Annotated in this window: 12 protein-coding genes and 1 pseudogene; 2 read left to right on the top strand and 11 right to left on the bottom strand. The window is 42.4% G+C overall.

The genetic code is table 11. From position 1 onward, the window contains the following. Nucleotides 1-3: 3 nt before the first annotated feature. Nucleotides 4-966, top strand: coding sequence for a lipopolysaccharide heptosyltransferase RfaC (gene rfaC, locus WB371_RS10930; protein WP_336220085.1), 963 nt, complete (start codon nt 4-6; stop codon nt 964-966). Nucleotides 967-1,501: 535 nt separating this feature from the next. Beyond that, nucleotides 1,502-2,029 (top strand): annotated as a pseudogene (locus tag WB371_RS23790) (O-antigen ligase family protein); the annotation flags it as partial. Nucleotides 2,030-2,082: 53 nt separating this feature from the next. Here the strand turns inward: WB371_RS23790 and WB371_RS23795 are convergent. From WB371_RS23795 to rfaQ, 11 genes are all read right to left on the bottom strand, one after another. Next, nucleotides 2,083-2,166, bottom strand: coding sequence for a hypothetical protein (locus WB371_RS23795; RefSeq protein WP_420704042.1), 84 nt, complete (start codon nt 2,164-2,166; stop codon nt 2,083-2,085). A 105-nt stretch (nt 2,167-2,271) separates the two neighbouring features. After that, a complete protein-coding gene (locus WB371_RS10940; protein WP_336220087.1) occupies nt 2,272-3,348 on the bottom strand; it encodes a glycosyltransferase family 9 protein in 1,077 nt (358 codons plus the stop codon). A gap of 30 nt (nt 3,349-3,378) precedes the next feature. After that, the gene (gene waaZ, locus WB371_RS10945; protein ID WP_336220088.1) at nt 3,379-4,239 is read right to left on the bottom strand and encodes a 3-deoxy-D-manno-oct-2-ulosonate III transferase WaaZ; all 861 of its coding nucleotides are present in this window, start codon (nt 4,237-4,239) and stop codon (nt 3,379-3,381) included. A 175-nt stretch (nt 4,240-4,414) separates the two neighbouring features. Further along, complete coding sequence (rfaY, locus tag WB371_RS10950; protein ID WP_336220089.1) at nt 4,415-5,113, bottom strand: lipopolysaccharide core heptose(II) kinase RfaY; 699 nt, start codon at nt 5,111-5,113, stop codon at nt 4,415-4,417. 14 nt (nt 5,114-5,127) lie between these two features. Then, a complete protein-coding gene (locus WB371_RS10955) occupies nt 5,128-6,144 on the bottom strand; it encodes a glycosyltransferase family 8 protein (protein ID WP_336220090.1) in 1,017 nt (338 codons plus the stop codon). A 20-nt stretch (nt 6,145-6,164) separates the two neighbouring features. Further along, nucleotides 6,165-7,178: a lipopolysaccharide 3-alpha-galactosyltransferase gene (gene waaO / locus WB371_RS10960; protein ID WP_336220091.1), complete on the bottom strand. Its 1,014-nt coding sequence runs from the start codon at nt 7,176-7,178 to the stop codon at nt 6,165-6,167. A 5-nt stretch (nt 7,179-7,183) separates the two neighbouring features. Continuing rightward, nucleotides 7,184-8,263 (bottom strand): lipopolysaccharide 1,6-galactosyltransferase, encoded by a 1,080-nt coding sequence (gene waaB / locus WB371_RS10965; RefSeq protein WP_336220092.1) that lies wholly within the window; start codon nt 8,261-8,263, stop codon nt 7,184-7,186. Nucleotides 8,264-8,313: 50 nt separating this feature from the next. Continuing rightward, nucleotides 8,314-9,243 (bottom strand): lipopolysaccharide biosynthesis protein, encoded by a 930-nt coding sequence (locus tag WB371_RS10970; RefSeq protein ID WP_336220093.1) that lies wholly within the window; start codon nt 9,241-9,243, stop codon nt 8,314-8,316. A 50-nt stretch (nt 9,244-9,293) separates the two neighbouring features. Continuing rightward, nucleotides 9,294-10,091 carry a lipopolysaccharide core heptose(I) kinase RfaP gene (gene rfaP / locus WB371_RS10975; protein WP_336220094.1) on the bottom strand — a complete coding sequence of 266 codons (798 nt, stop codon included), beginning with the start codon at nt 10,089-10,091 and terminating at the stop codon, nt 9,294-9,296. Next, entirely contained in the window at nt 10,084-11,208 is a 1,125-nt protein-coding gene (locus tag WB371_RS10980) for a glycosyltransferase family 4 protein (protein ID WP_336220095.1), read from the bottom strand. Before WB371_RS10980 ends, rfaP begins: the two co-directional genes overlap by 8 nt. Beyond that, nucleotides 11,205-12,275 carry a lipopolysaccharide core heptosyltransferase RfaQ gene (gene rfaQ, locus WB371_RS10985; RefSeq protein WP_336220096.1) on the bottom strand — a complete coding sequence of 357 codons (1,071 nt, stop codon included), beginning with the start codon at nt 12,273-12,275 and terminating at the stop codon, nt 11,205-11,207. Before rfaQ ends, WB371_RS10980 begins: the two co-directional genes overlap by 4 nt. Nucleotides 12,276-12,403: the final 128 nt, after the last annotated feature.

Below are 12,403 nucleotides of genomic sequence, written 5' to 3' on the forward strand. Positions count from 1 at the left end.
CGAATGCGGGTTCTGATCGTCAAAACATCCTCCATGGGTGATGTATTACATACGCTGCCCGCCCTGACGGATGCACAACAGGCTTTCCCGGATATTCAGTTTGACTGGGTAGTGGAAGAAGGGTTTGCGCAGATACCATCCTGGCATTCTGCGGTAAACCGCGTGATCCCCGTGGCGATTCGTCGCTGGCGTAAGGCCTGGTTTTCGGCTCCTATCAAAGCTGAACGCAGAGCTTTTCGCGAGGCTGTTCAGGCCGAACGTTATGACGCCATCATCGACGCCCAGGGGCTGGTGAAAAGTGCGGCGCTGGTGACCCGCCTGGCGCGTGGGATAAAACACGGCATGGACTGGCAGAGCGCACGCGAACCGCTCGCCAGTCTGTTCTATAACCGTCGTCATCACATTCCCCGACAGCAACATGCCGTTGAACGCACCCGCGAGCTGTTTGCAAAAAGTCTGGGATATCACAAACCCACATCACAGGGTGATTATGCTATTGCCCGGCATTTTTTGGCCTTCGCAAATGCCAATGAACCGCCCTATGCCGTTTTTTTACATGCCACGACGCGTGATGATAAGCACTGGCCGGAAGCAAACTGGCGGGCATTAATTGGGCTGTTAGCGGACACGGGGATGAGCATAAAATTACCCTGGGGCGCACCTCATGAGGAAGCGCGGGCAAAAAGATTAGCACAAGGATTTGAACACGTTTCGGTATTGCCGCGAATGAGTCTGGAAGAGGTCGCGCGCGTTCTCGCGGGGGCAAAATATGTGGTTTCTGTCGATACCGGTTTAAGTCACCTGACGGCAGCGCTCGATCGACCCAATATCACGTTATACGGTCCTACCGATCCGGGACTTATTGGTGGTTACGGCAAGAACCAGATAGCGTGTCGTTCCCCGGAAAACAATTTAGCGATGCTGAGCGCCGATTCAGTTCGAAATGAATTATCATCATTATTCTAAAGGTAAATGAATGCCAACCCAGAGTCTTATGAGTCCATGGAAGTCATACGCCCAAAAGGTATCCTGCTCTTTTGAAATGAGTGCCTATCTGCTCTGCTTCGTGACCCTGATTGTTGCTTTGTTTGATAATACACTCAGCATGAAGCTTTTTAATATCACAGCGATCGTCGGCATTCTGGCGCTATGCTTTCGCGGAAAGCCACAAAGTTACTCGGTGAAAAACTGGCTGCTCCCGCTCTCAATCCTTCTCATCGGGATTATCGATATTGCCTGGTATTCAGCGTTTAAAGTAGATAATTCCCCTTTCCGCGCGACTTATCATAGCTACCTGAACACCGGGAAAATTTTCATTTTTGGTGCATTCTTAACGCTGCTGGTACTGACATCGAAAATAAAAATTAAGAAAGAGCAGGTTCTTTATTGCCTTTATTCGCTCTCATTTATTATCGCAGGATATGCATATTATGTGAAATCGACGACAGGCATGACGCGCCTTGATTTTGGTATCGGCACAGCGACAGGCGCGGCCTATTCGATGGTGTTTGTTGGGATCGTCAGTGGAATAGCCATTTTATATACCAAACGAAATCATCCGTTACTTTTTCTGTTAAATGCTGTTGCCGTGCTTTATGCGCTTGCCCTGACGCAGACTCGTTCTACGTTACTGATATATCCTGTGATATGTGCGCTGACTCTGGTCGCGGTTTATATTAAATCCCCGAAGAAATTATTCTTTTCTGTAATTAGCTTTTTGGTTGCCATGGCCGTTCTCATCGCGATATTCAGTAAGCCAATTTACGAACGGTATCATGAGGGCATTTCGGATATCGAGCAATACAATAGCGGTAACAGTAGCAGTTCGCTGGGGGCTCGTCTGGCAATGTATGAGATTGGCTACGATATTTTTAAAGAAGCCCCATTTTCTGCCCGATCGGCTGATACGCGTGCCCAACGAATGACGGAATTAGCGACTGAACATACCTATCTGCAAGGTGCATTAGAATTTGCAAATGTTCATTTACACAATGAGTTTATCGAAGCCGCTTCATTGAAAGGACTCGCCGGCATACTGTCGACGCTTTTTTTCTATATCGCGCTGTTCTTTACGGTTTATTATCACCGTTCTCTTGGGCTTTTTGCGTTAACGTTGGCAATTATCGGGACTGGCCTGAGCGATGTCATTCTCTGGTCCCGCAGCATTCCGATTATCCTGATAACCGCTATCGTACTCCTGCTCTTTCTGAAGAACAGATCACGCAGTGAAATCGCACAGCAATAAATTGACTATCAGAAGTGAGCTGTTGCTCACTTCTGATGCGTTGTCAGCAAACTATCTACAGACTCAATCAACGTATCCAGACTGATATCTTTCACCGTATATGTAGGCGATACCACCTGTAACGCATTGCTATTATTGGGTGCCCAGATGAGGTGTGAGGGATAGGTCGTTTGTCGCGCATTCGGGTAAAGCGCGAGCGTGGGTATTTCATAAGCCGATGCAATATGGACCAGGGCGGTATCCACAGAGATCACATACTGACTACGTTTTGTCAGCGCAACGGTATAAATAAATTCTTTATAAGGAAGCGATTCAATACCGGATATTGCAATCGAACGAATATCCTCGGGTAAACCTGTAAAAATAATTCTGTATTCAGGATATTTTAGGCAAAGGTGTGAATAAATTGCGTCAATTTGCTCATGGGATAACCGACAGATTTTTTTAGCACCTAACGCATTAATAATAATGATTTTAGTGTTACCGACAAATTTGATAATTTCTTTTTCGATCGTCTCGGATAAGGGTAAATCATAACTCACATTAAACTTATCAGACTCGTCAGTATAAAAATAACGCAGGATCTCGGTCGCCCGCGTACACATATGCGTCGTTAGGTTCTCATCGTGCGGATGATAGAAAGTGTAATAACGTTTATACCACTTATCAAAACCCAGGATGTGCGAATCTCTGACGGCGGTCAGCAGCAGACTGTGGGCAAAGGAGGGCATGGTTTCAAACGGATCCAGTACGATATCAAATGACTCGCGAGAGAGTTGCTTACGTAACGCCAGTACATCACTAATTTTGTTGGATTTTTTAATATAAAAGCGATGTATCTTGTTATTACCTGAGAGAAATGCCTGCCCTGGCGCCGTCGTCAGAACAGATAATTTCACGCCTCGATTAGCCAACTCCCGATACAACGAGCTTAATACGATGAGATCACCCAATTTATTGTTATCATGGATAAGCAGGCAGGATTGGATTGTCCGGGCATTGGCTTTGATACATTTTGGTTTAGTAAAAAACAAAGATAGAAAATTGATTTTAATTTTATTAATGAGATATCTTTTCTTTTTATGGAAAGCACCGAAGCCCATGCTAATTACCACACTGCAATGAGAAAGAAGTTAAATCTCGCTGACACAAGAGTCAGCCTGTTCACGAAGACCTGATGTGCTATTCATCTTGTTTTTTTTAGGCGACAACATGGCGACGTCTTTAGCAAGGATATGCGGAATAATATCATAACTAATTGCAGTATCGTCAGAAAGATTATAAATCCTGAAATCATCGACATTTTCACGCATAAATTTAAAAAATGGAACGATTTTAATCAAATCCTTGCTTAATTCAGAAGGCATCGGGTTGTTGCTTTCATCATAAAAACGAGCACAGCTTCCGGTAATATCCAGACCGGAACAAATGGTATTATCATAACCCAATGAATAGGCGATCTGCATCGCGGTATAGGCGACAGTATGACATGAGCAGTAGCCAATGCTAATATCTTTACTAAATCCCACCAGCCTTTTGCGTTTAGAAACAGGAACCCGGATCAACAGGTTTTTATTCCACTTCGATAGCAACTCCAGCTTCAGTTTTTTGTAAAGCCCCCCCTTTTCACGCTTATAAAACGCTTTCAGAATAAGGCAATGCGTGCGCATATACTGCTTATCCTCTTCCGAAGCTGCATCATAAACATCAGTATTAACAATCGTATACTGGCTACCCTGGCTGAACTTATAAAAATCCTGACGCCTTTGTAGCAAGAAACGCGCATCTGTTAAGACATAAATAAAAGGGGCAATATCGTTACTCAGTAAGTACTCGGCCGCACCGTTAACGGTGATAACATCAGTGTTACGCAAAAGAGAAAGCGGTGTCTTTCGGGAAGTTGGCCCCGATAAAAAAATGATGACATTCTCAGATGCTCTGCTTGCTATAAGTCGCTGAACACCGGTACGAGTTAAAAACTTAACATTACTCATATAAAACCTGTATGTTTATCATGCAACTTAAATCGCGATGAAACTTTGGAGAAAGTGTTCATGGTTATCTTTTGCGAGGATGAACGAAGTAGGAAGCTGTGTTTGACTAAAAAATGAACAAACATTTTTGCATTTCGATCTAGCAATTGCAATGCTCTGACGATGAGATTGCAGATTAGCGCACACTCTTACCTTTCAGACGACGCAGAAAATTTCGCCACTTTTTCTTATAAATTAAAAGATAGAAGCCCAGATCTTTATCATTATTTTCAATACCATAATGCCGTTCTAAATCAATGCGATCTTTCGCCATACGCTGCCGGGAAGGACGCTTACCTGAAAGGTCGATGATTCTTATTTCGCCATTTTGTAATATAAAGTTACCTTTATGCGGATCGCCAGAAACCATACCATGTTGATGTAGTTTATGAATGGAGTGCTGAATTTTTTCTTTCACCGCTGGCGAAATTTCTGGCATATCAGCCAGTTCCACACCTTCGATATACTCAATTAACATGATATAGGTATGTACGTAACGTAACGTTTTTACTTCAGCAAGAAGATAAAAATCATTCAATGCCTCAAAACCTTCCCGACGCACACGATCCGTCTGATAAAAAAGCTTTTCGTAGTAGTCACCTTTTACCAGCGACTTTAAAAAACGTTCAGTATTTTTAACTTTTGGGTGAAATACTTTCAGTATATATTTACCATATTCTGTATCGATTAATACGACTTTTGTATCTTCAATACTACGAAATACTTTTATTACTTTTAGGTTATGTGACAAAAAATCATTGAATATATCGATGTATTTTTTGCCATCTTTCTTGGTAAAGACAGTGTAGTTTTTTATTTTTGTTTCAATAATCATAGTTTAGGAAGATATTATTTCGCCAGAATTTTTCGATAGAGGTAAGCTGCACCCGCGATAATGCCATGTAAGTAACGCTTCTGAACCAAAAGATGTTTATATCTTTTTTTGTACTCAACCATCGTTCGCGCATCTTTGCCAGGCACATCTTTCCATGGTGATTTAACTAACGCATTCCTGTAATAGATAACAGAGGGATAATTTGCCCAGGCATGCCATGGTTTAGTGGCTCCTGTAAAATGAATTAATTTAGTATCAGCATGGATTACATCCCGATACTTTTCATGTGTCTTATCGTTTAGTTCGCTTTTTATCGTATAAATTGTATTGAATTCGCGAGGTAAAAAATAAACCTTATCAATAAGTAAAATATTTAATACATCCTGATCAGGGTATTTAAAGAATGTGGCATTACCGTCCTTGCCTGTCAATAATGATAATGCTCTTGCAGTGAGTTTGTTTTCAGCCCATTGCTGTAGATTAACCAGAACGACACCAGAGTTGAAATAACGTCCCTGAAGATTAAAAGATGGCAACCGCTCATTTACTCTGGCTTGAATAGAATCAACATCTTTTACCACTGCCGCAACAATGTTATTTATGTTCAGGTGCAGTAGTTCATCCAATGGACCTTTGCAAACCACATCAGCATCGAGGTAAAGTAATTTATCAATTTTATGATTCAAATAATCAAAAGCAAACAGTCGAAAGTACATGGCTCGCGACCAGACTTGTGTTTTCGGCAATGCTTCAAGGCAAGTGACATTAATAAGATACAAGGAAATTTTAATCTTATATTGAGCTGCCAGTACTCCAACTTTCTCGACAAAACTATTTGTATAATGATCACAGATGATATGAAATGCGACATTGATTTTATTATGGATTAACACCGAGGTAATAGATACCCCAACGCCATCGAGATAGTTCTCATCGATTCCATAAGAGATATTTAATGCATTACCATTTTTATCAGAACGCTCATCAAAAGTTTTATATTCTGATATCTCTATTTCAGGAAATGAGTCCACTGCATCACCTATAATTATTTTTATTTGACAATTTTACTTTTAAAGTAAAGTAAATAATCTGCCATACCAGAAAAATATTTCTTCTGATTAAACATGTGTTTTGCTGCATAACGTAGTTGGTGACTATTTTTTGGTTTTAACAATTCAGCATTACACCAGGGCGACAACTTTTTCGCGTTCAGAAAACATTGTGCAACAGGGTAATCTCCCCATTGATGCCAGGGTTTAGTCGGTCCAATATAGTGAATAAAAACCGTGCTCTCAGTAACAGGATTTTCAACATCCGGCTTCAATTCATAATTGATGCTGAACTGGGTATTGAATTTTTTGTCGACAAAACGCGCTTTACCGACCAATAGCATATTCAGTACGTCCTGATCCAGATGGGTGATACGCTGCACAACATCCGGATCGCGAAGCATTTCAATGGCTTTACGCGAAATAGATTCAGCAGACCAGCGAGGTATGTTGATTAACAAAAAACCGGCATTAAAATAACCCGAAACCAGACCCGGCGTTGCAAGACTGACTGAACGCTTTGTCCACCAGCCCGTCTCCCCCTCAGCCACCACGGCTGCGATTTCATGTTCAGCAAACTGGAGATCGATTAGCTCCTGTAGGCTGCCTTTGCACGCTATATCGGCATCCAGGTAAAGCACTTTATCTGTTTTATCGGCGAAATGGTCGGCGATGATGAATCTGAAATACGTTGCATAGGACCAGTTTTTAGTGCTCGGCAACGATTTTAGCTGTTCACAGTCAACTAAATAGACAACAATCCGGGTGGCATATTGCTTTGCTAACGCTTTGAACCGTTTTTGTTCTTCATCACTGAATGAATCAGTAAATACATGAAAAGCAAAAGGTGTATCTGGATTAGCAATTAAAATTGATGCAATTGACACCCCACAGCCAAAAAGAAAGTTCTTGTCGATGCCATAGGCGATATTAAAATGTTCAACGTCACTATGTCCTGCATAGTTGTAATCTAAAGTCTGTTGAATGACCTTTTCTTCAAAATACTTTTCAGTCATAGTGATCACTTATTAATTTTTGAAAAAATTACGCTTTTTAAATTTTTAAAATAGACTTCATTATAAAAATTATCTATCGTTGCTGGGATTATATTATTATTGTATTTCCTTTTACCCGCGATAACTTCATTGAGAAGAAGGGTAAAATGGTCAATATTGTTCGGCGGGTACAAATCCCCGTTAATTCCAGGTCTGATCATATCTCGCGGACCTGACATACAATCAGAGCTAATACATGGGATGCCATAGGACATAGCCTCCAGTAAAGTCATAGGAAAACCTTCGAATGACGATGTCAGTAGTAACGCTGAGACATTCTTAATGTCGTGCTTTACAACCTCCCAGGGAGAAATCTGCCATCCGTGCCAGGTAATGCAATCAGCGATACCCAGCTCCTGACCATAATCCTGGCATTTTTGAAAATCTGAACCATCGCCTATCACATGTAAGTGCCATTCCCCTTCGGCGCGGGATAAGCCATCGAGTAAATCCTTAATCCTTTTTTGACCTTCAAACTTCATCCTCCCCACGTAAAGAAAGACTGCGGGTTGAGAATCTTTGGGCTGCGGGATAATGTCCGTTTTTCTTGAAACCGGATTATAAACGATTGTGATATTCTGGTCGGCAATGCCCCTTGCCATCATCTGTTCTTTAATACCACTACTGATTGCCAGATGATAATCCGCCCAGGTGATGCACTCTGCGTGTTTCTTATGATCCAATGAGAAATGTGGCCATGAAAAAAGCACAAAACTTACAGCAGATTTTTCCCGCGCTTTACTGGCTAACAGGCAGGACAACACATCGATACAGATCACCACATCAGGCTTTGTTTTCTTTAACCATTGGCTAAAAGCATGAATATGCTTTGCCCTACGAAAAAAACCCAGACGGATGTTAGAAAAAGAGCATGTATAATCAATTCCTTTCAGCCATGCCTTATCCATTTTGTCGTGTCGACAAAAGAAAAACATCTCGCAAGATATTTCAGCATGTTCGGTCTGGAAATTATGAATAACATCCCGAATAACCGTTTCCATGCCACCAAAACCAGAGACCGCTTCACCTACAAATGCAATTTTCATAATGGGTTATTGTTTTGTATTTAAAATGAGGAGTTGTTATGGAAATCATTTTATCTGAATGCTTTCTTAATTTCCTCAAGCATATGTTCTGGACTGTATCTGTAAAGAATATCTTGTGGAACAGGCGTTTTTGGAGAATTAATAAAATAATCAAATTCGTCCCAGATATCTACATCAAGGATAAAGAAGCGTTCCTTTGTGTATATCTCAGAGTTCAGGATAGACTTATTATTTGTGATTACCTTCTTATTAAAATACAAAGCTTCCAAAATACGCAGCGTCCAACCGGATTGATTTTCTTGTGTAATATCAACAATAATATCCGATGCTAATGCACGATTTAGATTTTCTTTATAAGATAATGGATTGTCTATCAGATAAGCTGAATCATCGTTCGTTGTATTATCTCTGACAATGTTAAAATCTAAAACAGCACCAAATGACAGTAATTTTTTTGCCAACGGCATTAATGTACTCAACCGATTTTTATCTTTACCAAGAAAATAACAGATTATATGTCTGTTTTTTCTCTCCTCAGATACAAAATGGGATATTTCATTAAGACCAACAGGGAAAAATTGATCCAGATATTTTACTTTTTCAGTTTCATTTTGTTTATTTTCGAAATCGTAAATCAGATCAAAAGAATCTTTATGCTTATGAATAAAAGATGCACCTACCGAATTTCTCAACAACAGGACTTTCTTGCATTTTAGATTATTAATGATTTGTGGTGTAATGCCTTTACTGATAACACTATCATTAAATACCGAAATATCATTACATTTTAGATTTTTCAGGTGATTTCTGATAAATAATTTACCCAGCCAGTCTGTACTGATACCCAGTTTTCTCAATTTTTTGGCTATCCAGACATAACGGGAGGGAACGGGCAGATTAATGACCTGATAATGTTGACGTAAGTAGTCGATCATTTTCAGTTCATAATCGGCTTTCCAGTTTATAAAATAGACAGTCATGTAACGTCACACCAGCAGTGTTTTTATAATATTCAGATAAAAAGTGAAAATCACAACCCTTTACGCTGCGTTCGCTCTTTTATTTGCACTGCTTTTGTTTCAGCGTGTGAGAGTAAACCCGCCTCTTTGCGCAAAATGACTTTTAAAGGCTCGCCAAAGTAAACCTTCAGAAACCGCCAGATATCCCGTTGCGTCAAACCGATATTCAGTGACGAAAAATAGAGACCGACCAGATCTTTGTCACGCCAGCGACGTGGAACACGTGAACGAATCTGCGCACGATGTAAATCGATAACTGAGATCTTTAAATCATCCTTACGGCCATTAAACGGTAAATGCAGCAGGAAGTGGCAAATATAACAGTCGCGATGGTTAATACCGCCCGCATGCATGTTACGCACCATTGTCGCAACGCGCTCAATGAGCATTCGCTTCACTTTTATGTCGGGAGGATTGGTGGCCCAATCTGCGCAATAGTCTTCCAGACTAATAGTTGGCGTAAGGTCTTCGGTAATGATGAACGACGTTTTGGTCAGTGGATTCAGACCTTTTTCACCAAACCCAACGCCGTGCATTGTATCCACCCCCAAATTATGGAGGCGATGAATGGCATTCCACTCTCTGTCCGCACCTAAAACCGGCATACGCAGCGAGAGTAGATTTTTTACGATCTCCTTGAGAGACGTGCCACGGTGCCATTTGAGAAAATAGCTTTTCCCTGCCAGTTCAAATCGCAGCGTCCGACGAGTTTCCAGCTCTCTGAAAACTTCGCCCTGCAGCGTTTTAACTTCCTCAAACGCATCTTTTCCGCGCCATAACGTGGCTAACGGCTCTTTTAATTCAACCATTCAGACCACCTGTTATGATATCCGCCGCCTTTTCCGGCAGACTGTATAAATCCTGCGTATCGGCATAATGCCGCGCATTTTCAGCCCATGCGGTACGTAATGACGGCTGTGTAAGCGCCTTACGCAAAATATCGTTCAACGCTTCCTGTCGCCAGGGTTCTTCAATGACTGCGCCACAGTTTGCGTCCGCAATGTAGTGCGCATACCCGCATACCGCAGAGGTCAGAACAGGTAAACCAGCAGTTATCGCCTCAAGCAAAACGATACCCGCAGCTTCCTGATAGGCCGGATGCAATAATAAATCGGCGGCAGCCATTAACTCCGCCACATCATTGCGTCCGGAAAAGAAATGCACATTTGCTCGCACACCGCGTTTTTCCGCCAGAGCTTCAAATTTTCGCGGTTTGTCTTGCCCGACAATATACAAAATCGTGTTATGTCGTAATGCCTCAGGCAATGAAGCCAGCGCTTCAATCGAGCGGTCCACGCCTTTACGGGTAAAATCAGACCCCACCTGCAACAATAAATTTTGCTGCTCTGTGATGCCGTTTTTCTCGCGATATCGTTCCCGGGCATTCGGAATTTGCGCACTGTATTTTCTGTCCGGATAAATTCCCGGCGGGAGGATATGAAAACGCTCAGCTTCGGTTTGATAATGTTTCTGAAAATCCGCGATTTGCGTATCCGTCAGCATGAGTAATTGCGTCGATTTTCCCTGTTCAAACGTTGCCCGTTCAAACGCCGCATAATGGCGATAACGGGATGTCAGACGGTAGAAAAAACCTTTTTCTTGCGCAACCTTCTCGGCGTAACAGACATCAGCAGCAAAATAGACATCCAGGCCAGGCATCTTGTTAAAGCCCACAACCCTGTCCACTGGATGTTCGCGCAAATGTGCCTGCACCCAGGCATAATATTCCGCATTGCGTCCATGATTGGTCCGCGATTTAACCGGCACGCGAATCAGCTCAAAATCATCCGGGCATTCGCCATCCCAGGATTGCGTATAAATCCGAACCTGATGACCGCGAGCGGCAACGGTTTGCGCAATACGCATAAAGTCACGTTGTAATCCACCGAACGGAAAATACTTATACAAACAAAAAGCGACAATCATACCGGCGCATCCATTTCGATAACTTGCGCATTCTGCGGCAACATTTTTTCAGTTGCGGCAATCACATCTTCAGCGGGAATAACGGACATATATTTTTTGTCACGATCCAGTTCAGAACGCTTTGGCATCGCCTGATAGTCTCCGGCCCAAAACTGAATAATATTGTCGGTCCATGGGCGCCAGAATACGTGGTCAGTTGCGCCAAAAAGAGAGATCACTGGCGTGTTAACCGCAGCAGCAATGTGGCCCGGCGCAGAATCGACGCCAATAAAGAGGGCAGCATGATCAATTAATGCGCCTAATTCAGGGAATCGCGTTTTACCCGCCAGCCCGGTAATCGGTTTCGTTTTACACCCCTGTGCAATCTCTTCCACACAGGCTAAATCGTCAGCAGACGGACCCGACGTCAGCACCACCTGGTAACCACGATGCTCCAGGGCATCGATGACGCGAGAAAATTTATCGTTGTCCCAGCACTTAAATAGCTGTCTTGCGGTAGGTTGAATCACCACATATTGACGAGAGACACTAAGTCGCTGAAGTTGCTGACACATATTCGCCCAGTGCTCCGGGCGATAGCTCATCGTCGTTTTACTGACAATATGTTCCAGCTCAAGCGGTTTAAGCGCAGACAACGTACGTTCAACGACATGTTCACCGGAATAGGGAACAAGGTGCGTGAAACTCTGTTTCCAGAATGCAGACTGCCGGTTGGCAAAATCCTGGGATATTTTGACCCTTGCATTCAGAAAACGAACAATCAGTGCAACGATCCACTGATCGGTAAGATTGATAACCAGATCATAATGATTGGCGCGTAAGGTCTTAATCAGCGAAAGCGCATTTTTAATTTTATCTGCTGCTCCCGTCCCTTTATTACTGATGCCATAAAGCGCATTAATTTCAGGGTTCTCAGACAAGATAGGTATCGTATCCTGATAAAGCAGCATATCAATTTTGGCGTCAGGATAATTCTGCTTCAGCGTACTGATAACGGGGGTGGTTAAAAGCATATCCCCGTGGAAACGCATTTTGATAACCAGAATTTTTCGAAAAGGCTTTTCCACACGCGACTCTTTTGTTGTGATTGTCCGGTAAAGTTAAGCAGAAAACAGCACGCTACCGCCCCAGGCTCAACAGCTACCTGATTACTGATACCGTACTGATTTTTACGCGCTAGTGTATCATTTCTTTC

It is taken from the genome of Citrobacter amalonaticus (assembly GCF_037053465.1).
GTDB lineage: Bacteria > Pseudomonadota > Gammaproteobacteria > Enterobacterales > Enterobacteriaceae > Citrobacter_A > Citrobacter_A amalonaticus_H.

Bases quoted from the DNA above. Each gene is read 5' to 3' on its own strand.
- rfaC (WP_336220085.1), top strand. From the start codon at position 4: ATGCGGGTTCTGATCGTCAAAACATCCTCCATGGGTGATGTATTACAT.
- WB371_RS23795 (WP_420704042.1), bottom strand. From the start codon at position 2,166: ATGCTGCGGGACCAGAGAATGACATCGCTCAGGCCAGTCCCGATAATT.
- WB371_RS10940 (WP_336220087.1), bottom strand. From the start codon at position 3,348: ATGGGCTTCGGTGCTTTCCATAAAAAGAAAAGATATCTCATTAATAAA.
- waaZ (WP_336220088.1), bottom strand. From the start codon at position 4,239: ATGAGTAATGTTAAGTTTTTAACTCGTACCGGTGTTCAGCGACTTATA.
- rfaY (WP_336220089.1), bottom strand. From the start codon at position 5,113: ATGATTATTGAAACAAAAATAAAAAACTACACTGTCTTTACCAAGAAA.
- waaO (WP_336220091.1), bottom strand. From the start codon at position 7,178: ATGACTGAAAAGTATTTTGAAGAAAAGGTCATTCAACAGACTTTAGAT.
- waaB (WP_336220092.1), bottom strand. From the start codon at position 8,263: ATGAAAATTGCATTTGTAGGTGAAGCGGTCTCTGGTTTTGGTGGCATG.
- WB371_RS10970 (WP_336220093.1), bottom strand. From the start codon at position 9,243: ATGACTGTCTATTTTATAAACTGGAAAGCCGATTATGAACTGAAAATG.
- rfaP (WP_336220094.1), bottom strand. From the start codon at position 10,091: ATGGTTGAATTAAAAGAGCCGTTAGCCACGTTATGGCGCGGAAAAGAT.
- WB371_RS10980 (WP_336220095.1), bottom strand. From the start codon at position 11,208: ATGATTGTCGCTTTTTGTTTGTATAAGTATTTTCCGTTCGGTGGATTA.